22 protein-coding genes and 1 pseudogene are annotated in these 23,321 nt (G+C 59.7%); 7 read left to right on the top strand and 16 right to left on the bottom strand.

Annotated elements, in window-relative coordinates:
• The first annotated feature begins 124 nt into the window (after positions 1-124).
• Positions 125-1,177, top strand: a complete 1,053-nt coding sequence (gene pstS / locus GBEM_RS08625) for a phosphate ABC transporter substrate-binding protein PstS (protein ID WP_012530148.1) — start codon at positions 125-127, stop codon at positions 1,175-1,177.
• Between the two features lie 65 nt (positions 1,178-1,242).
• Here the strand turns inward: pstS (GBEM_RS08625) and GBEM_RS08620 are convergent, their stop codons facing one another.
• From GBEM_RS08620 to pstS (GBEM_RS08595), 6 genes are all read right to left on the bottom strand, one after another.
• Entirely contained in the window at positions 1,243-1,548 is a 306-nt protein-coding gene (locus GBEM_RS08620; protein ID WP_012530147.1) for a DUF167 domain-containing protein, read from the bottom strand.
• An 82-nt stretch (positions 1,549-1,630) separates the two neighbouring features.
• Positions 1,631-2,122, bottom strand: coding sequence for a GDYXXLXY domain-containing protein (locus GBEM_RS08615; protein ID WP_012530146.1), 492 nt, complete (start codon positions 2,120-2,122; stop codon positions 1,631-1,633).
• Positions 2,115-3,188 carry a DUF4401 domain-containing protein gene (locus tag GBEM_RS08610; protein ID WP_012530145.1) on the bottom strand — a complete coding sequence of 358 codons (1,074 nt, stop codon included), beginning with the start codon at positions 3,186-3,188 and terminating at the stop codon, positions 2,115-2,117. Before GBEM_RS08610 ends, GBEM_RS08615 begins: the two co-directional genes overlap by 8 nt.
• Complete coding sequence (locus GBEM_RS08605; protein ID WP_012530144.1) at positions 3,185-4,525, bottom strand: DUF2157 domain-containing protein; 1,341 nt, start codon at positions 4,523-4,525, stop codon at positions 3,185-3,187. The genes GBEM_RS08610 and GBEM_RS08605 overlap by 4 nt, the downstream gene beginning before the upstream one ends.
• A gap of 5 nt (positions 4,526-4,530) precedes the next feature.
• On the bottom strand, positions 4,531-4,923 hold the full coding sequence (locus tag GBEM_RS08600) for a Rid family detoxifying hydrolase (RefSeq protein ID WP_012530143.1): 393 nt from the start codon (positions 4,921-4,923) through the stop codon (positions 4,531-4,533).
• Positions 4,924-5,330: 407 nt separating this feature from the next.
• Positions 5,331-6,362, bottom strand: a complete 1,032-nt coding sequence (gene pstS, locus GBEM_RS08595) for a phosphate ABC transporter substrate-binding protein PstS (protein ID WP_012530142.1) — start codon at positions 6,360-6,362, stop codon at positions 5,331-5,333.
• A 117-nt stretch (positions 6,363-6,479) separates the two neighbouring features.
• Between pstS (GBEM_RS08595) and GBEM_RS22020 the strand changes: the two are divergent.
• Positions 6,480-6,761: pseudogene (locus tag GBEM_RS22020) on the top strand (winged helix-turn-helix domain-containing protein); the annotation flags it as partial.
• A gap of 154 nt (positions 6,762-6,915) precedes the next feature.
• Positions 6,916-9,525, top strand: coding sequence for an EAL domain-containing protein (locus GBEM_RS08585; RefSeq protein WP_012530141.1), 2,610 nt, complete (start codon positions 6,916-6,918; stop codon positions 9,523-9,525).
• A 73-nt stretch (positions 9,526-9,598) separates the two neighbouring features.
• Here the strand turns inward: GBEM_RS08585 and GBEM_RS08580 are convergent, their stop codons facing one another.
• The gene (locus GBEM_RS08580; RefSeq protein WP_012530140.1) at positions 9,599-11,218 is read right to left on the bottom strand and encodes an NADP-dependent glyceraldehyde-3-phosphate dehydrogenase; all 1,620 of its coding nucleotides are present in this window, start codon (positions 11,216-11,218) and stop codon (positions 9,599-9,601) included.
• A gap of 548 nt (positions 11,219-11,766) precedes the next feature.
• On the opposite strand from GBEM_RS08580, the gene GBEM_RS08575 reads away from it, so the two are divergent.
• From GBEM_RS08575 to GBEM_RS08560, 4 genes are all read left to right on the top strand, one after another.
• Positions 11,767-12,270, top strand: a complete 504-nt coding sequence (locus tag GBEM_RS08575; protein ID WP_012530139.1) for a ferritin-like domain-containing protein — start codon at positions 11,767-11,769, stop codon at positions 12,268-12,270.
• Positions 12,271-12,422: 152 nt separating this feature from the next.
• Positions 12,423-13,559: an IS481-like element ISGebe1 family transposase gene (locus GBEM_RS08570; protein ID WP_012528777.1), complete on the top strand. Its 1,137-nt coding sequence runs from the start codon at positions 12,423-12,425 to the stop codon at positions 13,557-13,559.
• Positions 13,560-13,702: 143 nt separating this feature from the next.
• Entirely contained in the window at positions 13,703-14,791 is a 1,089-nt protein-coding gene (locus tag GBEM_RS08565; protein ID WP_012530138.1) for a GlxA family transcriptional regulator, read from the top strand.
• Positions 14,792-14,805: 14 nt separating this feature from the next.
• Positions 14,806-15,075 (top strand): DUF2917 domain-containing protein, encoded by a 270-nt coding sequence (locus GBEM_RS08560; protein WP_012530137.1) that lies wholly within the window; start codon positions 14,806-14,808, stop codon positions 15,073-15,075.
• Positions 15,076-15,079: 4 nt separating this feature from the next.
• Here GBEM_RS08560 and GBEM_RS08555 read toward each other — a convergent pair whose 3' ends face one another.
• The 9 genes from GBEM_RS08555 to GBEM_RS08515 all read right to left on the bottom strand — a co-directional run bounded on the left by GBEM_RS08555 (position 15,080) and on the right by GBEM_RS08515 (position 23,319).
• Complete coding sequence (locus GBEM_RS08555; RefSeq protein WP_012530136.1) at positions 15,080-15,565, bottom strand: DMT family transporter; 486 nt, start codon at positions 15,563-15,565, stop codon at positions 15,080-15,082.
• A 10-nt stretch (positions 15,566-15,575) separates the two neighbouring features.
• Positions 15,576-17,291, bottom strand: coding sequence for a hybrid sensor histidine kinase/response regulator (locus GBEM_RS08550; RefSeq protein ID WP_012530135.1), 1,716 nt, complete (start codon positions 17,289-17,291; stop codon positions 15,576-15,578).
• Positions 17,292-17,566: 275 nt separating this feature from the next.
• A complete protein-coding gene (locus tag GBEM_RS08545; protein WP_012530134.1) occupies positions 17,567-18,133 on the bottom strand; it encodes a manganese efflux pump MntP in 567 nt (188 codons plus the stop codon).
• Positions 18,134-18,222: 89 nt separating this feature from the next.
• Complete coding sequence (locus GBEM_RS08540) at positions 18,223-19,497, bottom strand: B12-binding domain-containing radical SAM protein (protein ID WP_012530133.1); 1,275 nt, start codon at positions 19,495-19,497, stop codon at positions 18,223-18,225.
• Positions 19,498-19,533: 36 nt separating this feature from the next.
• Entirely contained in the window at positions 19,534-19,872 is a 339-nt protein-coding gene (locus GBEM_RS08535) for a zinc ribbon domain-containing protein YjdM (RefSeq protein ID WP_012530132.1), read from the bottom strand.
• Positions 19,873-20,155: 283 nt separating this feature from the next.
• Positions 20,156-20,659: a putative zinc-binding protein gene (locus GBEM_RS08530; protein WP_012530131.1), complete on the bottom strand. Its 504-nt coding sequence runs from the start codon at positions 20,657-20,659 to the stop codon at positions 20,156-20,158.
• Between the two features lie 140 nt (positions 20,660-20,799).
• Complete coding sequence (locus GBEM_RS08525) at positions 20,800-21,360, bottom strand: RNA polymerase sigma factor (RefSeq protein ID WP_012530130.1); 561 nt, start codon at positions 21,358-21,360, stop codon at positions 20,800-20,802.
• Positions 21,361-21,523: 163 nt separating this feature from the next.
• Positions 21,524-22,624 (bottom strand): ABC transporter ATP-binding protein, encoded by a 1,101-nt coding sequence (locus tag GBEM_RS08520; protein WP_012530129.1) that lies wholly within the window; start codon positions 22,622-22,624, stop codon positions 21,524-21,526.
• Positions 22,621-23,319, bottom strand: coding sequence for an ABC transporter permease (locus GBEM_RS08515; RefSeq protein WP_012530128.1), 699 nt, complete (start codon positions 23,317-23,319; stop codon positions 22,621-22,623). The genes GBEM_RS08520 and GBEM_RS08515 overlap by 4 nt, the downstream gene beginning before the upstream one ends.
• Between the last annotated feature and the right edge of the window lie 2 nt (positions 23,320-23,321).

Here is a 23,321-nt window from a genome sequence, read left to right as displayed (position 1 = left end):
CAGTTACTCAACGTCACGGGTTTTCCCGGCGCTCTTTGTCACAAAAACAGGTCAAGCCCGTAACGAAGATGACACAGTGCACTGTTATCGTGGCCACGGATTCCAACAACAAAGGAGACATGACATGTTGAGACATCTCGCGAAGACCCTGGCACTGGTTGTTGCATTATCGGTAGGCGCCGGCGCGGCATACGCCGACACAACCCTCAAGGGAGCAGGCGCTACCTTCCCCCACCCCCTCTACAGCAAATGGTTCCGGGACTACCAGGCTGAGGACCCCTCCGTAACTTTCAGCTATGAAGCCAAGGGAAGCGGACATGGGATAAAGAGGATAATAAGCGGCGAGGTCGACTTCGGCGCCACTGACAAATTCCTCACCGACCAGGAACTGAAGGGGGCGCCCGGGAAACTGCTGCATGTCCCTACTGTCATAGGCGCCGTAGCGGTGGCGTACAACATCCCCGGCATAGGCGCCGGGCTCAAACTGACACCGCAGGCCCTGGCGGGAATCTACCAAGGGAAAATCACCAAGTGGAACGCCCCTCTCCTTGCCAAGCTGAACCCGAAGCTGAGGCTTCCAGCCCAGGAGATCGTCGTCGTCCACCGCTCCGACAGCAGCGGCACCACCAGCATCTTCACCGACTACCTGAGCGCAGTGGACAAATCCTGGGCTACGTCCGTAGGCAAAGGAACCAGCGTTGCCTGGCCGGTCGGGGAAGGAGCCGAGGGAAGCAGCGCGCTGGTCAAGAAGATCGGAGAGACGCCCAACAGCATCGGGTACGTCGAGATAGCCTACGCCCTGGAAAACGACCTCAACACCGCGGCCCTCAAGAACAAAAGCGGCAAGTTCGTCAAAGCGAACGTGTTGTCCACCCGCGCAGCGGCAGTGCAGGCGATGAAAAAACAGACGGGGAAAGCACTGTCGGCTGAGCCCGATTTCCGTTTGTCACTGGTGGACCAACCGGGCAAGGAGTCCTACCCGGTCGTGGGTCTTACCTGGCTATTGGTGTACCAGGAGCAGCGGGACGCGGTACAGGGGAAAAAGCTGGTGGAGTTCCTGAGATGGCAGTTGAGAAAGGCGGAGAAGATGACCTCGACGCTACACTACACGCCGCTCCCCGACACCTGGACGAGGCAGGTTGAGCAGACAATCGACAGCATCCGTGTACCGCAGTAGATCATAAGACTTACTGAAAGTGCAGAAGGCGACGTCACAGCAGACGTCGCCTTTTTTTATTGAGTTCAAAGGGCAAGATCCTGCTGCCCGATGACCGAAGGCAACCGCTTCGGCGCCTTGATCCGCAGCTGCTTGTTGACGTTCATGCGGCCGAAGACCACCTGGATGTCGGAGACGGCCACCTCGAATTCCTCCGCCAGAAAGCGCACCATGTGGTCGGTGGCCCGCCCGGCACGGGGAACTGCGGTCACACTGATGCAGAGTTGGTGCCCCTTCGGCTTGCCGATGGCGTCGCGCTTGGCATTGGGGGTGCCCAGCACGTTGAGCACGAGCGTGTCTCCCTCCCAGTAAAAAAACGGTTTCTTCGACATTACTTCTGCCTGCCTCCCTGATCTACGTTTCCAGCTTGCGCCGGACTAATGGCGGTTACCCCAACGGCTCATCCTACCCGGCTTAACGGACTGCTCGCCCCTGCGGTCCAAGCGTTTGCAGGTCGGCCCCGCGCAGAGCGACCAGTATCGCCTCGCCGTCCGGCGCCAGTCTGAACTCTCCATATTTCGCTGCCGAATAGTAGTTCCCCTGTTTCTCCTGAAAGAAGAAGGCATTGGTGGCTAACTTGGGCTTCCCGTTGCGGATGCGGTAACGGAAAGCGACTTCACCGGCAGCCGGCTGGGCATCGCCGGCGAAGCGGCGGAAGGTCGCGACATTGCGCGCGTCCAATGCGAGGATCATCCGGCCGTCCCTCGCTCCTGGGGGGATCTTTTCGTCCGCTATCTTGTAGCGCAGAGCCATATAGTCCCCCTGCATGAGAGAGCGGGGGTCGATGGGCGCCAACTCAAGCAGCACCGTCCGGCCGCTATGGATAAGCTCTTCCCTTTGCCAAATGTTGTAATTGACCAGCACGAGCACACATGCGGCAGTAACAAAGAGGACGATATTACGCATCTTGCCGCCCTCCCTTTGCCGGAATCAATCTCAGCAGCCCCCACCTTGCCACTAAGAGAAGCGTCCCTGTCGCTGCAAGAATCATCGATTTGATAAGCAGTGTCTCGCGCATCTGATAGTAGTAATGGGACAGAAACGATGCCACTGCCATTAAACCCAGACCGAACAACACCCTGTTACCGCCGGCAAATCCGAGAATCAGTATAAGAGCCGCGGCAGCTAGTCCGTGGGTCGGGAAAGAGGCCGCCATGATCAGCGCCATGCAAGAGACGATGGCGATGCCTTCCTTACCAGAGACCTCGATGTCCAGTTCCTTAAGGATCTGCACGGTCACCGCAAGGAAGATGACGGCAACCAGTGCCGTGCCCACGTCGTTCCCATGCCTTTGCAACCAATCGGCTTCGCCGTGATGCAGGCCCGACAACATCGCTTCTCCCGCGGCTGAATAGGCCGCGAGCTGGAGCACCCCGAGGGCGAGACCATAGCCCACCGGCTGCCACAGTTCCGCACGCGCAGCCAGCCGCATCTCCCCGCGCCAGACGACCGCGCATGCAGCCGCGACAATCGAAAGCACAACTCCATGCAGTCCGGCCTGCACAGATGCATAGAAGAGTGCTGCCACTGCCGCGACGGTGGTGAAAATGCGGTGCATGAAGTTGGGCATCAGCACCGTAAGGAGCGCCTCGACGCAAAAAAATATGAAGCAGCCAAGCGATATGCTGGGGCTTAGTTCCTTGAAGATGGCAACGGCGAATAGCGCCTGTCCCGCAAGTCCCACCGCCAGACCGAATTGTCCCGCAAAGTCTCCTTTCGATGGCAACCGGAAGATCGCATAGGCACCGCCGCAGCAAAGTATCGCCGCAAAGCTCGCAGCCCCGGCGCTCCGCATCACCATGGCGAAGCTGGTGCCGACGAACCCCAAGATGAACCAGGCGCCGATCCACCCGGCGAACCCCAGCATGGCCCTGATATACCAGGTGGAGGATGGTGCGGAGAGAAGATCCCCTGTTACCAGCCGGGCCTGCCGCAGCCTTTCCCACAGCTCAAAGCGTGCCGCGATCTTCATGATTCCACCTCGCCTGCTACCGCCCGTAGCCACCACCCGCCGACCGCGGAAAGCCCCAACACGGTGACCCCTACGAAGAGCAACGCCCCTGCATCCTGGTCGCCTAGGTTATGGCCCAGAAAAACCGCCGACACGCAGACAATGCTCAATACTCCCAGTGCAAGTACGTAGAGGTCGCGGATCCGGTGTCGGTAAATTTGGTAGGTGCAGGCCAACCAGGCGAAGTAGCCGATAACTTCCGCGAATCCGGCGGAGGAGCGGCCGACGATTCCCCATGCCGCCAGCGTGGTGAAGTATCCAGTCACGAAAGTAGCTATCAGGCGGGGGGGCCAGCGCTCAGCCAGCCATTGAGTACCCCGGCTGGCGACCAACTCCCATACCGCAAGCGCAACCGTATTTACTGCGGTCAATGTCCACAGCAGGGTTTGCGTCCCGTACACGAAACCGAAAAATCCCGCAAAGGCGCTGTAGTAAAGGCTGAGCGCAAGATTAACCAGTGCGAGCCATACAAGCCACAGCGCCGGGAACCGGGATATGGCGACCCACGGCAGCACGAAGAGCGCCCATGTGGCGAAGAGTTCCCAAGGGTCGGCGCCGGTCTGGTACGTTTGGCCGACGAGTGCCAAAAGCGCACCCACCAATAGCGTCGCGGCAAGAAGGGCGGCTTTCCCGGCGGTCCGCTCCAACCCGAGACGCCAGGAGGCAAGCACCGAAGCGCCAAGCAGCCCCTCCGCTATGCCGAACCGGGTGAAACTGCCGAGTTCCTTCCAGTTGTAGGCGAAGAAGAAAATCACCGCTAAGGCGAGGAACGTCGCCCCGCTCCAAAGCGCCAGCCCGTCCAGGAACCGGCGCCACTCCATCCGCCCAGGGAGCATCCCCGCGATACGCGACGCTTGAGGCAGGGCTTCGGGGGCGAGGCGCCCATCCGCTATCCATTTGAAGAGTTCCCCCCGACCGTGGCCGAAATGAAACATGGCCTTACTCAAGGGGACAGGCACCTGCGGAGCCAGTCCCCCTGTCACGGTGTCTGGAAAAGGTGCGTCCTCCGTCGCCGGCTCATATTTATCGCCGTTGTCGGCCTGCAGCCGCCGCTCTTGCACAGCTCGGTACTTTTCGTAGAAAATTCCGCAACTGGCGCAGCTCTCGGCTGCTGGTTGCTCGACGCCGCACTTGGGGCAAACGATGGATGCGGAGGTGTCTTGCATAGCGACCGGTTCTGCCGGGCCGACGAAAAATACGTTCGAGCAACGTGGACACTTGGTGTTCGCCCCTTTGGTAGGGACCTTCGCCGGGTCGACATCGGCAGCGAATTGACAGGAAGGGCATTCAATTCTCATGGCAGCTAACTCGTCCTGTTCTCTCTACGGGCAACCAGTTCGATCTCTATCCTCGCCCCCAGCGGAAGCGACGCAACTCCAATCGTCGTTCGTGCCGGATACGGCCGAGTGAATTGCTTTTCATAGACGGAATTCATGGCAGCAAAATCACTCATATCCACCAGGAAAACGTTGACCTTCACCACGCTGCCCTCATCGAGGCCGGCCGACTTAAGCACAGCGAAAAGGTTCGCAAAGCACTGCTCGGCCTGAACCGTGATGCCGCCTGAAACAAGCTGTCCGGTCGCTGGATCAATTGGCGTCTGTCTCGACAAATAGATGGCGTCGCCGGCATCTATGCCATGGGAATATGGACCAACGGCAACTGCATTTTCGGCGGTTATTGCATTACGCGACATGATGCTTTCCTCTTTGTAAGGGGGACAGGGGTAAGGGAGACATTGTAAGGGGGACAGGCACCTTGCGGAGCCAGTCCCCTTTGTAATCGAAGGTCGCTATGAGCTGAGAGCAAAGAGTAGGTGCCAGGCACCTGGATGGGTGCGCGTCAATTAGGCCGCACTATATAGACATGTCCTATTGTTGTCAAAGGTGAAGCGGCCGTTACTCTCCCCCTCCCTCGACGGGAGGGGGTCGGGGGGTGGGTGAAGCTGCCAACTAAGTCGCATGTGGCCCCTTCCCCCCCACCCCGACCCTCCCCCGCAAGGGGGGAGGGGGGACCTGCTTCCCAAGCCCCCTTAAAAAAAAATCCGGGTGCCGGCTTTACGCCGTACACTCGGATCTGGTCATCTCTTTATTGTCTGCAGTTTTACTTGATGGTCTTGATCGTCTTCTGAACCATCTTCACCACGCTGTTCGGAAGCGGCGCGTACAGCATGGGGGACGCCATCTTCTGCCCTTTGGTCATGCTCCAGTTAAGGAACTCGACCAGCTTCTTGCCCTTGACAGCATCCTTCTGCTTCTCATAAACGAGGAGCCAGGTGAAGCCGACCACCGGGTAGGCGTCCTTGCCGGGCTGGTTCACCAGCGAGATGCGGTAGTCGGCGGGCATATTCTTCAGCGCTGCTGCCGCCGCGGCGCTGGTGGACTTGATGGACGGTGCCACGAAGACGCCGGCGCCGTTTTTCAGGGACGCGAAGGGAAGCTTGTTTTCGAAGGCGTAGGCGAGTTCGACGTAGCCGATGGTGTACGGGGTGGTCTTGATCTGTCCCGCAACGCCTTCGTTACCCTTGCCGCCCAGACCTACCGGCCACTTGACGGAAGCGCCCTTGCCGACCTTCTTCGCCCACTCCGCGTTGACCCCGGTCAGGTAGTCCGTAAAGATGCTGGTGGTGCCGCTGCCGTCGGAGCGGTGGACGACGATGATCGGCTTGGCCGGGAGGTTGATCCCCTTGTTGTCGTCGGCGATCCTCTTGTCGTTCCACATGGTGATCTTACCGAGGTAGATGTTGGCTACGTCTTCGGAGTTGAGCTTGATGCCGGAGGGTACCCCCGGAACGTTGTAGGTGACTACGACGGCACCCATGACGGTCGGGATGTGAAGGAGCTTGCCCGGGGCCGCGCTCAGTTCCTGATCGGAGAGGAATTTATCGCTGGCGCCGAAATCGACGGTCTGAGCGGTGATCTGCTTGATGCCGCCGCCGCTGCCGATGGATTGGTAGTTGAACTTAACGCTCTTGTCCACTTTGGCGTACTCGCTGAACCACTTGGAGTAAAGGGGATACGGGAAGGTGGCGCCTGCGCCGTTAATGAGGGTTTCCGCGGATGCCTGACCTGCGGCGGCGCCCACAGTCGCCACGAGGGCCAGCGCCAGGAATGCTTTTTTTATCTGCTGAATCATTTCTTCCTCCTTTTCGGTTTTGAAGCGACTATAGGCCCGTAATGTTGCAGTCTGGTTACAACGGCCAGAAGAATCTGTGAATATCACCCTCCTGCGTAGGTCCACGCGACTGCGATGCAGGTTGGCCCCATCGGCATAGACGTAGAGCTGCACTGCGTCTTGGTCAACGGCGAAGAGATCAACTTCACCGGCACGGAATTCAAGCTCCTGCAAACCCTGGCGCAGAGACTTGGCAGGGTCTAGAGCAGGGACGTCCTGCTGCGGGACGTATGGGGGTACAACTTGGTGGACGACAGCCGGACCGTCGACACCCACATAACCCGTCTGCGCACCAAACTGGGGGAAGCGGGGGACCTGATAAAAACGGTCCGGGGGTTCGGCTACAAGCTGGAGGTATGAAGAGGAAGTACAGAACGCGACACCTGTAAAAAATCCTTTATAATAAACTTTTCTAACGATCCGTCCCATGAGTAGAGACGTCCCGTATCTCGTCCGCCTAACAGACATCTGGCAGTTGCCGTGCCAGGAACTGCTCTAATGGAGGCCGAAGATCATGCCCGTTAACCCGGACCTGCCAGCGGCACAAGGCCAAGATCTATCCGTACGCGTCCGCAGAATACTCATAGTCGACGACAGCCCCGCCCAGACCAAGTTCCTGACACAGGTACTGGCGGCGCAAGGGTACGGCGTGCTAGTCTCGCAAAGCGCGGAAGAGGCCCTGGAGCAAATAGCCGAGCTCTCCCCAGACCTGGTGATAAGCGACATCCTCATGCCCGAGATGGACGGTTTCGAGCTCTGCCGGCGCATACGCGGGCTGGACCAGATGAACTCGCTGCCGGTCATCCTGCTGACCTACCTGAACGACCCTACCCATGTGCTGCACAGCCTGGAGGCTGGCGCCAACTACTTCATCACCAAGCCCTACAAGACCGAATTGCTACTGTCCCGCGTCTGCGCGCTCTTGCACGGCGGAGAGGGGTGCTGCCAGGTCCGCGACAACGGCGAGGTGGTCTGCAACTATTACGGCAGCAACTATGAGATCAAGGCCTCGAAGGGCCACGTCATCGACCTGCTGCTCGCGACCTACGAGCTCGCTTCGGAGAAGAACCAGGAAAACGAGGCGGCGCAGGAGGACCTGAGGAAGCTGAACGAGGAGTTGGAAACACGCGTCGCCGAGCGGACCGCCGCGCTCAACGACACCATCTGCGAACTGCGCCAGGAGATCTCCGAGCGGGAAAGCGCGGAAGAGTGCGTAAAGCGCCTGAACCGGCTCCACTCGGTTCTTTCGGAAACGAGCAAGGCGGTGGCGCATACCAAAGATCGGGGCTCCCTATTCCATGATTTCTGCAGCATCGCCGTCGACCAAGGCTGTTTCAAGCTCGCGTGGGTCGGCATCCTGGATCAACCTTCCGGAGTAATTGCAGTAGCCGCCGCCTGTGGAACCACGGACTACCTGGAGGACCTGACCGTATCCCTCGATGTGGGGGCATCGGGTAACGGCCCTACCGGCCAGGCGATACGGGAAGGGACCCAATACATCTGCAACGACTTCCTGGGCGACGCCGTCACGCGTCCCTGGCATAAGCGCGGCGCGGCCTACGGCTTCCGCGCCTCGGCAAGCATCGCGCTCAAGCAGGAAGGGCATGTCATCGGCGCGCTCACCTTGTATGCAGACAAGAAGGACTACTTCGATCAGCCCCAGATCGAGCTTTTGCGCCAAATGGGCGCGGATATTTCCTTTGCCTTGGGGAACATGGCGCGCGAGGAACGGCGCCTGGATGTGGAGCGGGCCTTGCTGGAGGAAACGACCCAGCGGATGAACGAACAGGAGCTGCACGAGCAGCGCGTCGAATACCTGGCGCATTACGACATGGTGACGAAGCTTCCTAACCGCTTCAGCCTCATGGCCCGGCTGGGCCAGGCGCTGGAGCTCGCCAAAAGGTTCTCAAGCCGGCTGGCCGTCATCTTCATCGACCTGGACCGTTTCAAGAACATCAACGATTCGCTGGGCCACCACATCGGCGACCGGCTGCTGTTCCAGGTGGCGGGACGCCTCCAGGACACCATCCGCAGCGCCGACATCGTGGCGAGGCTTGGCGGCGACGAGTTCGTGGTGGTGCTTCCGCTGATCAATTCCAACATCTCGGCCGCACATGCGGTGCGCAAGATCCAGCAGACGCTGTCGCAGGGATACACGGTCGAGTCCCACGAGCTGAACATCACCCCGAGCATCGGCATCAGCGTTTATCCTACGGACGGGGAGACGGTCCAGGAGTTGATGAAACACGCGGACCTGGCCATGTACCACGCCAAGTCGGCGGGGCGCAACAGCTACCAGTTTTTTACCCAGGAGATGAACCTGACGGTGCAGGCGAGGCTGGTGCTGGAGAGCGATCTGAGGACGGCCCTGGAGCGGGACGAGTTGATGCTGCATTACCAGCCGCAGATCGATCTGAAGAGTGGCGATGTTGTGGGGGTAGAGGCGCTCTTGCGCTGGAGGCATCCGGTGCGCGGGGCGGTGGCGCCGGACGTTTTCATTCCGGTGGCGGAGGATACCGGGCTCATCCTCTCCATCGGCGAGTTCGCCCTCAAAAGCGCCTGCGAGCAGCTTGCGCTCTGGATCTCACAGGGACTTGGCCCGCTGAGGATGGCGGTGAACCTCTCGGCGCGGCAGTTCAAGCAGAGTAACCTCCCCAGCCTGCTCGCCGACATCCTCGCCGCGACCGGGGTCGCCGCGCACCTTTTGGAATTGGAGATCACCGAAAGCTCGGCCATGGACGACCCGAATTCCGCCATCCTGCATCTGCGCACGCTGAGGGAGATGGGGGTGAAACTCGCCATCGACGACTTCGGGACCGGCTATTCTTCGCTGAGCTACCTGAAGCTTTTCCCGGTTAACCGGCTGAAAATCGACCGCTCCTTCGTGCGCGGCATCGACACCGACTCCGAAGACGCCGAAATTGCCGCCGCCACCATCACCCTGGCTCACAACCTGGGGAAGGAGGTGGTAGCAGAAGGGGTGGAAACGGAAGCGCAGTGCAGGTTCCTTAAGGGGCAGCAGTGCGACATCCTGCAGGGATACTTCTTCAGCGAACCCCTCTCCGCCGCCGGCATCGCCTCCTACCTCGCCGCGAACCGGCGCCCCCCTACCCTGGTCAACTGACCCCTCACTTTCATATTCAATGAATGGCGAAGTCGCTCTTGGTCCCCCCTCCCCTTGCGGGAGGGGGGGACTATTAAAGCATGTAATCGGTGGAGAGGAAGTGCGACTTCCTCTCCCTCACGATGCTGGTGATGATCTCGCGGTTGGCATCGGTCTCCCGCGCCGCCACCACGATCCTGATCGAGAAGACCCTGAGCGCGTCCGCCACCGACTGCGTTCCTTCGGCTGAATTCTTTCGGCCATTGAAGGGGAAGCTGTCCGGGCTTCTCTGGCACTTGCTGTTGATGTTGATGCGGCAGACCTGGTTCACCAGCGCATCGATCAACTGCGCCAAGAGCTCGTCGTCCTGCCCGAAGATGCTCGCCTGCTGCCCGTAGTTGGAATTGACCACGTAATCGATGGTCTCCTTGATGTCCTCGTAGACCACCACCGGGACCACGGGTCCGAACTGCTCCTCGTGGTAGACCCGCATCGCCGGTGTCACCGGGTACAAAAGCGCCGGGAAGAAGTAGGAACCGGAGCGTGCCCCTCCCCCTTCGTTCACCACCTGCGCCCCGTGCGCCTTGGCATCCGTCAGAAGCCCTTCCAGGTATTCCGGCTTTTCCGGCTCGGGGAGAGCCGTGATCGCCACCCCTTCCTGCCAGGGAACCCCGCAGGGGAGAGCGGCTATGCCGGCCGCCATTCCCTTGATGAAATCCCCCGCGATGCTCTTGTGCACGAAGATGATCTTCAGCGCGGTGCAGCGCTGCCCGTTGAAGCTCAGAGCCCCCGACAGGCATTCTTCGACCGCCAGCTTCAGGTCCGCATCGGGGAGGACGATCGCCGGGTTCTTCGCGTCCAGCCCCAGCACGCAGCGAAGCCGGTGCGGGCGCGGGTGGATGGCGCGCAGCGCGTCGGCAACCTTGTGGGTGCCGATGAAGCCGAGCACGTCGACACGCCCCGACGCCATCAAGGGGGGGAGCACTTCCTCGCCGTCGCCGTACACCGTGTTCACCACTCCCGGAGGGAAACAGTCGCGGAAGGCCTCCAGAAGCGGCGCGAAAAGGAGGATGCCGAAGCGCGGCGGCTTCAGCAGGATGGTATTCCCCATGACCAGCGAAGGGATGAGAGTAGTAAAGGTCTCGTAGAGCGGGAAGTTGTAGGGCCCCATGCAGAGCACCACCCCCAGGGGGGCGCGGCGGATCTGCCCGATGATCCCCTGCTGGATCACGAAGCGCGAGGAGACCCGGTCGAGTTCCTTGAGCGCCTCGACGGTGTCGCGGATGTAGGCTATGGCGCGGTCGAATTCGCCCTGCGCCTCCTTGAGCGATTTACCGATCTCCCACATCAAGAGCTTCACCACCTCGTCGCGCTTTTCCTGAACGCAGCGGCTGAAGCGGGTGATGCAGTGGATCCTCTCCCCGACCGACATGGTGGGCCAGGTGCCCCGGCCGTTATGGTAGGCGCTGACCGCCACATCAAGGGCTTCGAGCGCAGCCTCGACCGAGAGAAGGGGCGCCTCCCCTACCCGCTCGTTCTCCAGTTTCCCGGCAGACTTCACCTGGACCGGCGACACCACCTCCTGCAGCGGGCCGTCCCAGCGTCTCAACTCGCCGTTTATCAGGTAGTAATCCTGGCGGATAGGGGCATCGATGCGGTAGGGAGCGGGGATCTCTTCATGCGACGGGGAAAAGCAGGCGATCTTGTTCTTCACGTTTCTCTTCCTTACTGGCAGCGAGCCGGCGAAAGGCGCAGTTTTGCACATTAGGACGCGCAACACAGGCTTCACATGGGTGGGATAGCTTTGAAGCTATACGCCAAGACGAGCCGAGCGTCAACCTGTTAATAGGCTAATACAGCGGCGAGATATTGCTCCCAGCATCCCCCCTCCCGACCTCCCCCCTCCAGGGGGAGGAGCAGAAGCCTCAACGTCCCCCCGGAGGGGGAGGAGCAAAGAGGCATTAGCGTTCCCGTCCCAGGAGGCGGAGAGGCTTCAACGTACCCGCCCCCGGAGGGGGAGGGACAGGGAGGGGGCTATTTTGCCGCAGGGGTTTTCCCGACTCTGAGTTTGGACGCTGTGGCAAAAGCGAATCTCTGTCATATCCGCTCCGTCAGCGACACTGGGATCAGTAATCCCTGAATCAGCAAAAGCCTTTGTCACTGACGCCGTTTGCGCATCCAGTGGCACCTTGTATACTGCTACCATTCTCGCTTGCTATGCCTGTATTTCAGGCGAACTAAGACCATAAAAGGAGACAGAAGATGGGATCAAAGGGGCGCGAAATTGTCGGAATGGATGTGGAGGAACTGCTGGGCCTTTTGCAGCGCGCTTACAGCGACGAATGGTTCGCCTACTACCAGTACTGGCTCGGGGCCAAGGTGGTGAAGGGCCCGATGAAGGACGCGGTGGGCGCGGAACTACTGATCCATGCCACCGAAGAACTGGCGCACGCGGACCTCGTGGCGATGCGCATCATCCAGCTGGGAGGAACGCCGGTGACCCGCCCGGAAGACTGGTACAAGTTCAGCAACTGCGGCTACGACGCCCCGGACGACCCGTTCGTGAAGACCCTGCTGGAGCAGAACATAAAGGGAGAGCAGTGCGCGATAGGGGTGTACAAGCGGCTCTTGGACATCACCCGGGAGAAGGATCCGGTGACCTACAACATGGTGCTCACCATTCTGCAGCAGGAAGTCGAGCATGAAGAGGACCTGCAGGCGCTGCTGGAGGATTACGAACTACTGGTGAACGCGCTGAAGGGGTAACGAAGAAGGACTTTCCAATGCCGAATCAGTCCCCCTCCCGCCTAGTCCCCCCTCCCCTTGCGGGTGTATAGACTGGGGACATGGTTTACAAATGTTCGGGGACATAGTTAACACTTTTGCCAAGAATGACCTTTCCTCGGAGGAGGGAGACCATGCCTTGGCGACCGGTGGATACTATGACCCTGAGATTCGAGTTCGTTCATTTGGCGTTGCAGGAAGGCAGCAACATAGCCTTCCTTTGCAAACGCTTTAACATCAGCCGTCCGACCGGCTACAAATGGATTAGCAGGTTCCTTGAAACCGGCGTCGAAGGCCTAATTGACTTATCTCGCAAGCCACTGACCTGTCCACATAAGACGGTCACTGCGACCGAAGATGCTATTCTCAAGCTTCGCGAAGAACATCAGGCTTGGGGAGCACGTAAGCTACGTAAGCGTCTTGAAAAACTTGGGCATCAGGGGGTGCCTGTACCTTCGACCATAACAGCAATCTTGCGCCGCAACGGCTGCATTGATCCAGCTGAGTCAGATAAACATACTGCTTTCCAACGGTTCGAGCACCCATACCCAAACGACCTATGGCAGATGGATTTCAAGGGCAGTATTCCGATGAAGCATCATGGTCGCTGTCATCCGTTGACTGTTCTGGATGACCATTCCCGGTTTAGTGTGGTGCTTGTAGCCTGTGCCAATGAGCGAACAGAAACGGTTAAAGCTGCTTTGATTGAGGCATTCAGGCAATATGGATTGCCATATCGAATGACCATGGACAATGGCAGCCCATGGGGTAACGATCAATACAACGACCTTACGCCATTAACGGTCTGGCTTATCAGAAACGAGATACGGGTCAGCCACTCTCGCCCCTATCATCCTCAAACACAGGGTAAGGACGAGCGGTTTCACAGAACTCTGGTTGCAGAAGCAATCGCTGGAAGAGTCTTCGAAGACCTAGCTGACTGCCAGCTTAGATTCGACACCTTCAGGCATTGCTACAACTTGGAGCGCCCACACGAATCACTAGGTATGGAAACTCCGATGACGCGTTATAAGCCTAGCCGGCGGACTTACTCAGAAATACTGCCCGAGATTCAGTACGCCCCAGACGACGAGATCCGAAAGGTCCAGGCCGAGGGTAAGGTGTCATTCAAAGGCCGATGTGTGCGCCTCGCGAAGGCGCTCAGGGGGCAGCCGGTGGCATTTCGGCCAACCATACGCGATGGCGAATATGGCGTTTATTTCTGCAGCCAGAAAATCGCAGAAGTCGATCTCAAAGAACAAAAAGTGTAAACCATGTCCCCGAACAACTGTAAACCTTGACCCCGGTCCATACAGCGGGAGGGGGTCAGGGGGTGGGGGTAGGTGTCCCCTCCTGCCTTCGCGGACCGTAGCGCTACGGCGCGCATGCCGTCAAGGAAGGGGGAGAGCTGGAAATGGATGACCGTCAAAATGGCAGGATCTGCTGGTCCATTGTCCTTGAACCTCAGCCGACCTTGTGCAATTATCCCCCCATGAAAAAAACCACTACCATATCGAACATAGAGAGCACCGGGCGGCGCAGGATAGCGGTAGCGGCATACCATGGTGCCGAACTGCTCGACGTCACCGGCCCCATAGAAGTCTTCAACATGCTGAACCGCTGCCTTGGGGACGAAGAGGCGCTGAAGTGCGGCTACGAGGTGCTGCTGATGGCAGAGCGACCGGGCCCCTTCGCTTCCTCGCCGGGCATAAGGCTGGTGGCGGACCTCGCCTGGCAGGAGCTATCCGGTGACACGGACACCATCTTCGTACCGGGGAGCCCGGACGACGCCCTGGCGGAGGCCCTGAAAAACGAGCATCTGGTGCAGTGGCTGCGCTCGACGCCAGCACTGGCCAGGCGCGTGGTATCGGTCTGTACCGGCGCCTTTCTCCTCGCCGAGGCTGGGCTCCTCGACGGGCGGCGCGCCACCACCCACTGGATGGACTTGGAGCGGCTGGCCAGGGAATACCCGCAGGTCATAGTGGAGCAGGACGCCATCTACACGCGTGACGGGGAGATCGCCACTTCGGCCGGGGTCACCGCGGGGATGGACCTGGCGCTCGCGCTGGTCGAGGAGGATTTCGGCAGGAAGATGGCGCTTACAGTGGCCCGGCGCCTGGTCATGTTCCTGAAGAGGCCGGGGGGGCAGACACAGTTCAGCACACAGCTGCGCGCCCAGATGGTGGAGGGGGGACAGCTTGCCGCCCTGCTTGCCTGGCTCAAGGATAATCACTGCCGCAAAGTTACAGTGGAAGAACTGGCCGGGCGGGCGGCGATGAGCCCGCGCAATTTCGCCAGGGTTTTCCTGCGGGAGACGGGGAAGACACCGGCCAGGTATCTCGACCAACTGCGCCTGGAGCGCTCGATAAACCTGATGGAGGATGACGCGCTCTCCCTGGACAGGGTCGCCGCCGAGAGCGGTTTCACCTGCGCCGAACAGATGAGGCGCGTCTTTATCCGGGAGATGGGGGTCACCCCGCTTGCCTACCGGACGAGGTTTTGAGAGGAGGAGGTCGCATGAAATATCTGCTCTGTAAGGGAGAGTTGCTGGCGTTCAAAGCAGGCGCCGCCATCGAGGCGGTAACGGTCAACTCGGGAGAGGCATGGGTGACCAATTCGGAGGATACGCGCGATTATTGCCTGCAGCAGGGAGACAGGCTCACGGTGCGCAAGGGGCAGAGGGTCGTGGTTGAAGCCCTGCAGCAGACGGAACTGACCGTCATCCTGAGGAAATCCCGCGGCGACATCCGTATCACCCTCGCCTGCCCGGGTCAGGCATCGGCTTAAAGGGTCACCGGCCCGAAGTAACACCCCCTCCTTTCGAGGCCATATCCGGATCGCCGGGAGAGCTTCCCTGAAGCGGCCAGCTGATGATGACCACCCCCAGGATGCAGACCGCTATCCCCAAAAGCCGCAGCCAGTGCATATCCCCCCCCAGAAACCAGTAGGCCAGGAGCAGCACCAGGGCGGACTGGCACCCGATGATCGCCAAGGCGTAGCCGGCATTGGCGCTGGAGGAGGTGGCGAGAAACATGGCCCAGTTGCCGACCACGCTGCAAAGCCCCGCCCCAACCAGCAAGGGGACCGCCGCTTTCCACTGCGGCCACATCCCCCAATCCCCGTAAGACCAGATCCCGAAGCTGAAAGTGAGCACCAGCGAAAGCACGAACATGGAAAACTGGACGGAAACGCCGCGTTTCACCGCGGCCGTCATGAACAGCACCATGAAGGCGAAACAGACCAGCGCCGTCAGGGCCTGGGACACGTAATTCCACATAGCTACCCCCTCAACAGGTTGACGTCGTCTTCCCTCCCAGCACCATCCGTATGGTCTGCCCCAGCATCTTCGAGGTGTAAGGCTTCATCAGGCAGGCGCGGATGCCGTATTCCCGGTCCTTCTCGTCGAAGCTCTCCGTGTACCCGGTGCAAAGGATGATGGGGAGGTCCGGTCTCAGGGCATGGATCTCTTTGGCTAAGGCCTTTCCGGCCAACCCAGGCATGGTCAGGTCGGTAATCACCAGGTCGAAAATGGCGGGGTCGGCTCGGAACATCTCCAGTGCCCTGCGGCTGCTGTTGGTGGTGACCACGCTGTAGCCGAGCGCGTCCAGGATACCCTTGCCAAGGACGGTGAGCGATTCCTCGTCGTCGACGAACAGGATCCGCTCCGAGCCGTGCAGAAGCTGCTCTGGAATCTGTGCCTCATGGAGCACGTCGCCAATCACGGTAGGGAGAAAAACCTCGAAGCAGGTTCCCTTTCCCGGTTCGCTATGAACCGTGATGGCGCCCCCGTGGTTTTTCACGATTCCCTGCACCACGGCGAGGCCTAGCCCCGTCCCCTCCCCCACCGGCTTGGTGGTGAAATAGGGGTCGAAGATCCTCTCCAGCACCGAGGGCTCTATACCGCGCCCAGTGTCCCTTACGGCAACCCTGATGTAGTCCCGCGAAAGAAAGAGAGGAAGAGAGCGCAGCCCCGGCGATCCTGCCGCAACCGCGGTCAGCGTGATGGTCAGCATCCCGCCTTCAGGCTGCATGGCGTGTGCCGCGTTGGTGCAAAGGTTCATCAGCACCTGGTGCAGTTGTATCGGGTCGGCCAGGACCTTGTCTTCATCCTCGGAAGCAAAACATTCCGTGCCGATCTCCACGGTGGCAGGGAGCGAGGAACGAAGCAGCTTGCAGGCCTCTTCGACGATATCGGAGAGGTGCACCGGCTTCCTTTCCTGATCGCTTCTCCTGCTGAAACTGAGGATTTGGCGCACCAGGTCCGCGGCTCGCTGCGCCGCTACGAACACCTGCTCCATCTCCCGCCGCCCCGTCCCTTCTTCGGGGATCTTGTGCAGGACCATGTCGGTGAATCCGAGGATGGAGGTAAGGATGTTGTTGAAATCGTGCGCGATACCCGCCGCGAGGGTCCCGATAGCCTCCATCTTCTGCGCATGGCGCAGCTCCTTTTCGGTCCTCCTCAGTTCCTCGGTCCGCTCCTCTACCCGTTTTTCCAGCAGTTCGTTCGCTTCCCGAACCGCCTTGGCCGCAACCTCCGCCACCTCCTTGGCCAGGACCAATTCCGTCGTCCGCTCCCGGACCAGCTCTTCCAGGTGGTCGCGGTACCGTATCAGCTCCGCCTCGGCTATCTTCTGCTCCGTGATGTCCGTTCCGCTGCCGATCCAGCGGACCACCCGCCCATGCTCGTCCTTTTGCGCCAGCGCACGCGACAGCATCCAGCGGTACTCGCCGTCGTGCCTTTTGTTTCGGTGCAGGCAGTAGTAAGGCTCCCCGGTCGCCAGCGAATTCTGCCACTTTTCGGCCGTCATGGCCACGTCGTCCGGATGGATGATGCTGCGCCAGGGCTCGGGATCGGGCTCCCCCGGCGTTAGGCCGTTGAACTCGTACCAGCGCAGGTTGGCGAAATCCTGCCCTCCGTCCGGCGTGGCCGTCCAGACGATCTGGGGGATCATGTCGACGATGTAGCGGTACAGATTGTCGCCCTCGTTGCTGTTCTGGCTCATCGATCCCTCATGCGCTGCGCGCTTTGCCTAAATACAGCTGACATTCAGCGTTTTTGTTGTGCTAAATATACATAGCTTCTGTCACAGTTCAAGGTCTGGTCTGTATACCTGGCACCTCCACAGTCAACTCCTGCCTCATATCGCTGTCTCAGCACTCTGTCCGCTCTGACAATAACTAGTCAGGATTATCATGGTGCGGTAAGTGACGACTCCACGATAAAGAAAAGGGCACGCTCTATGAACGTGCCCTTTTCCAGTGCCTGCCGTCGAAATGCTTATTTGAGGAGTGTGTGTTCCAACAGGATCTTAAGACCTATGAGACACAGTACGAGACCTCCGCAGATCTCCACGCGCTTGCCCCATTTTTCCCCCAGGCGCCGCCCCAGCAGCATCCCCGCCACGGTGAGAACACCGGCAACCAGGCCGATTACCGTTGCGGGGAGCCAGACGCTGACCCCCAGCATGGCGATACTCAAGCCGACCGCAAAGGCGTCGATGCTGGTCGCCACCGACAGCATCACCATGGTCATCCCCTTCGTCGGATCGGAGGGGGTTTTTTCTTCGTCGTCCTCTTCGAACGCTTCGTGCACCATCCTGCCGCCGACATAGGCCAGAAGGCCGAAAGCGATCCAGTGGTCATAGGCGGAGATCCATTTCTGCACGGTCATGCCGAGGAGCCAGCCTCCGATGGGCATCAGCGCCTGGAACAGGCCGAAATGAAAGCCCAGGCGGAACAGGTGGCGCCCGGTGATCGGGCTGATGACGGCACCTGCGGCCAAGGCTACGGCGAAAGCATCCATGGCCAAGGCCACGGAGATACCCAAAATGGTCAACCAATCCATTCAAGTTCCTTTTCAATCATTGCGGTAGGAAAGCCAGGCAGTATAGCCAAAGAATCGCTTCTACCCAAGTCTTTTCTACCTAAAACCCGCTAGCTGATACAGTAGGGGCGGGTCTTCATCCAGTCAGCCAGCAGCGGCCCAAGCCACTCATCCAGGCCCGGAGCCTGATAGAAGCGGGGAAGGAGCAGGTCGTCATCCCCGGCGATCACCCCTTCCCTTCTGGCCGTCTCGGCTAGAGGCGTGTCGGGGTAGATGCGGATCCCGGTGGAGAGCTTCAGCATGTCTAGCTGCAGGGAATCGGCGAAGTCGAGGCTTTCCTGCACCGTCTCCCTGGTTTCACCGGGCGCGCCGAACATGAGGAACCCCATCCTGGCGATGCCGTGGCGCCGGAGGAGTTCGGAAGCATCGCGGACCCGGTCAAGGTCGTACTTCTTGTTGAGGTTTTTCAGGATGAGGGACGACCCGCTCTCGAACCCGAGGCTCACCTCGACGCAGCCGGCGCGGGCCATCTTGGAGACCATCTCCTCGTCCACGAATCCGGGATAGAGGATGCAGCGCCAGCGGATGCCGAGTTGGGCAGAGACGATGGCGTCGCACAGGCGCTTCGCGTAGTCGGGGGGAAAGTTGAAGGTGTTGTCGACAAAGTAGAAGTTATTGAACCCGGCGGCGACATGGCGGGAGAGCGCTTCCAAGACGGTCTCGACCGGATGCATCCTGATCGCCGTCCCCTCCAGGGCGGGGGTGGAGCAGTAGCTGCAACGCATCGGGCAGCCGCGCCTGGTCTGCAGCGGGATCCAGAGCTCGTCCGCCCGCCCCGCCGGAACCGACCAAAGGGAAGGGTCCGGAAAAGGAAGCCCTTCCAAGCCCCCCCTCGCGGCCGAGCCCATCTGCACCGGCTTTCCCGGGAGGCAAAGGCCGGCAATGCCGGAAAGTTCCCCTCCCCGCTGCAGGGCGTCGACAAGCTCCGTGAAGGCCAGCTCCCCTTCGCCGCAGATACCCATGTCGGCGCCGAGGTAATCCAGCATCGCCGCGGGGAAGATGCTGAAAGCGGCGCCGCCCACGACCGTCGGCGCATAGGACAAGCTCCTGCAAAGGGCGACCGTTTCCCTTACCGGCTCCAGGAGGAACTTGGTGTCCGCCATGCTCTGGTTGTCCACATTACGGACCGAGATGCCGATCACCTCCGGACGGAAAGTATCGATGGCGGCCCGGATGAGCGAGTCGTTGTCGCCTCCCCCCATCAGGTCGAGCAGTCGCACCTCGTGACCCGCGTTACCGGTGGCGACGGCCACGCAGTTGAGCCCCAACGGGAGCGGCACCATGTTCATGGTTTCAGTATTCGCGGAAATCAACAGGACTCGCATATGCTGCTCCTCCAAAATCTTCGCTCTACTTTACAATCAGGCCTTCTTCACGAACTCAGATTTGAGCTGCATCGCGCCGATGCCGTCGATCTTGCAGTCGATGTCGTGGTCCCCCGAGACGATGCGGATGTTCCTCACCTTGGTGCCGACCTTCACTACCGAGGACGAGCCTTTAATCTTAAGATCCTTGATGACGGTGACGGAATCGCCGTCGTTGAGGACATTGCCGAAGGCATCGCGCACGACGCTGTCGGATGCTTCACTCTCAGCGGCGGCTTGCGGCCACTCATTGCCGCACTCGGGACAGACATACAGGCTCCCGTCCTCGTAGGTGTATTCGGACTTGCAGGAAGGGCATTGCGGCAGGCTAGACATTGGTATTCCTCTTTCTTTCATAGGTTTTACATGCGCGCAGCAATATATAACCCAGACGCCCTTTTTGCAAACCCCAAAACGGAGAAGCAAAGGCTTTCACCACAGAGGACACAGAGGAACCACAGAGCTAAAACCAAAAGCACAAGCTTTACCACAGAGGTTCACGGAGGAAAAACAGAAACAGGAAAAGCCTAAAGCTTTTTGGTTTAACCCAAAGGCTTTAGGCTTTTGCTTTTCCTCTGTGGTTCCTCAGTGGACCTCTGTGGTGAGTGCCTTTTTCCGCCTACAATGTAGCGGCGATTTTGACAGCGACGGTGCGGGCCCAGGCGCCTATCTCCTCCGACGTCGCCTCGTCCACTCCGAACAGCTGCCGGTCGAACTCGTACAGGCGGTCCGCAATGATCAGCTCGGGAGTCAGCCCTTCGATCACCCCTTGCATCATGCGGGAGGAGCAGTTGACGCCGCACCCTTCAAGCGCTATCAGGCGGCCGGAGTTACGCACCAGGCCGCGCTGGCCGGTGTCTTTCGTGAAGGCTCCGCCCAGGCAGATCCTGACTGTCTTGTCCTTCGCCAACTCGTGGCAGATGATGTTCGCGGCCCGACGCGCCACCTCCCCTCTCAGGCAGGCCCCTTCGCAGCACATTACCGCCACCGGTTTCGCCTCATTTTTCTTGGCGAAGTCCTCGCACAAGCTGCAACCTCCCGGTGCCTTGGCTATTCGCGCCACCTCGTAACCGTCGGTAGCCCCGCCGCCCATCATCTTGTCGCAACACTTTTTCCTGTCCATGGTTTCGCTCCGTCTGTAGATTTGACTGCTTCACCCCCTACAGACGGGCTTCCACGAAAAAGGATACAAAAAAGGGGACAGGCTACTTTTTCAAATCAAAAAGTAGCCTGTCCCCTTTAAAGTAGCCTGTCCCCTTTTTTTTACTGCGCCTTTCGGTCGCACATCAGTTGGTTGCGCTCGTCGCGGTAGAAGTCGCACCCGGCTCCCATCGCCTCGCGCAAGGCCTTCCGCGCCCGGTGGAGCCGGATCTTCACGGTGTCGAGACTCGCCTTCAAAACATCTGCAATCTCGGCATTGGAAAGTCCCTCGAACTCGCTCAAGACCAGGACCTCGCGGAGCTTTTCCGGCAGGCCGTCCACCATCCCGCGGATACAGCACCCCATCTCGCTCCGGATGTACTCCCAGTCGGTCTCCGGGTCGTCCTCGCGCACGAAATCGTCCAGGGACTGGTCCTCGTCGAGCAGTTGCTCAGCCCGCCTTTGCTTGGTCATGGACAAAGAGGCGTGGTCGTGCGCGGCGTTGGTGGCGATCCGGTAGATCCAGGTGGAGAGGGAGGATTCCGCCCTGAAGCTTTCGAGGGATTGGCTCACCTTCAGGAAAACCGCCTGGCTCACTTCGAGCGCTTCTTCCTCGGACATGAAACTGCAGAGATAACGGGTTATCTTGGGCTGGAACTCCTGATAGATCTCTTCAAAGGTCATGCAAACTCCTTAAAAGCTTTACCACAGAGGTCACAGAGGATCACGGAGGTCGCAGAGAAAGGCAAAAGACTTTGGGTTGAACCCAGAGGCCTTTGTTTTGGTTTCCTCAGATTTTCCTCTGTGTACCTCTGTGTCCTCTGTGGTAAGTGCCTTAGGCTTTTGTCTAGCCGGCCCGCCTGCGAATGATGTGAACGGAGGTCGCTTTGAAGGAGGCGAAAACCGGTCTTCCTTCATAAAGGGCTAGTTCGGTGAAGGATTCACGGGTCACGTAAGAGGTCAATTGGAAATCGCAGTCGAGCCGGAGTTTGAGGAAGGGCCCCATGGAGGAGATCTCGGTGATGGTCCCTGGAAACAGGTTCCTGACGCTGGTTTTTTCCTTAGGAAAACTGGTGCTGACGCTGACATTCTCGGGCCTGATGCAGCAATAAACATGATCGCCCGGTTCTGCATCCCCCACCGTATCGACCTCCTGCCCGCACACCGCAACCGCCACCTGCTGCTCGTGGTTACTGATGACTTCTCCTTCCAGGATGGTCTCCATGCCGACGAAGTTGGCGACGAACTCGTTGACCGGGTGGTTCATCACCGCGGCCGGCGTCCCTTCCTGCACCAGCCTTCCGCTGTTCATGACCACGATCCGATCGGACATCCTGAGCGCCTCGGACTGGTCGTGGGTGACCAGCACCGCCGAGATCCCTTTCTCCCGGATGATCCGGTCCATGTCCTCGGTGAGCGCCTGTCGAGTGGGGGGATCGAGGTTAGCGAACGGCTCGTCGAAGAAGATCAGCTCGGGCTCGACCGCGAAGGCGCGCGCGAGGCTGACGCGGCGGGCCTCGCCGCCGGAGAGCTTGCGGGCCGAGCGCTGGGCCATGTCGGCGAGGTTGAAGCGCTCCAGGTAGGTCATCACCCGGCTGCGGATCTCGTCCCGCCCCATCCCCCTGAACTTCAGACCGCTCGCCACGTTGTCGTAGATGGTGCTGTCGAACAGAAGCGGTTCCTGGAGCACCATCGCCATCTTGCGGCGCAATTGGAGAAAGTCGGCCTCGGTGCGGATCTCCTCGCCTTTATATCTGAGGGTTCCGCTTCGGCGCTGCATCAGCCCCATCAGGGAAAGAAGCAGGGTCGATTTACCCGCGCCGTTTGGTCCGATGAGAGAGACGAACTCGTTTTCGTACAAACAAAAAGAGGGTATGTCGAGTATCTGGACACCACCTCGATCTACCCTCAAATCTTTTTGTTCAAGCACTATTTGCTGCTGTGTCATCTAGGTCTTTCCCGCTGCTGAATGTAGGTCAGTACGATGTTGATCGCGAAGCAGAATAACAGAAGGATAACGGAAAGGGCAATCGCTATGTCGAAATTCCCCCTCCCCGTTTCCATCACAGTTGCCGTAGTGAGTACGCGCGTATAGCCTCTCACGTTGCCCCCCACCATAATGGAGGCGCCGACCTCGGAGATGACGCCGCCGAACCCGGCCATGACCCCCGCCATCAGCGGAAGCCTCGCCTCCTTCACCAGCATCCAGACCATCTGGACCCGCGTCGCCCCGAGCGCAAGGATCTGCAGCCTCAGGTTGGCCGGGAGGTTCTGCATGGCGCCGATGGTTATCCCCATGACGATGGGAGTGGCGATCACCGACTGGGCGATGACGATCGCAGTCGGAGTGTACAGGAGCTCCAGGAACCCGAGCGGGCCGTTTCTCCAGAGGAGGATGGAGACAAACAGGCCGACCACGACCGGGGGGAGCCCCATGCCGGTATTGACCACGCTGACCAGGATCTTCTTACCCGGGAAAGTATTGAGAGCGACCAGGGTGCCGACGGAGATCCCGAGCACCAGGCTGATCAGCGTGGCCAGCCCCGAAACCTTGAGCGAGAGCAGGGCGATACCCAGCACCTCGCCGTCGAGCGAGACGAGGAGCTGGAACGCCTTGATTATCCCTTCAAGAATGATGTCCATTA

Source organism: Citrifermentans bemidjiense Bem (genome assembly GCF_000020725.1).
Lineage (GTDB): Bacteria > Desulfobacterota > Desulfuromonadia > Geobacterales > Geobacteraceae > Geomonas > Geomonas bemidjiensis.
Note: the sequence above shows the minus strand (reverse complement) of the source record. Positions and strands in the feature narration are given on the sequence as shown.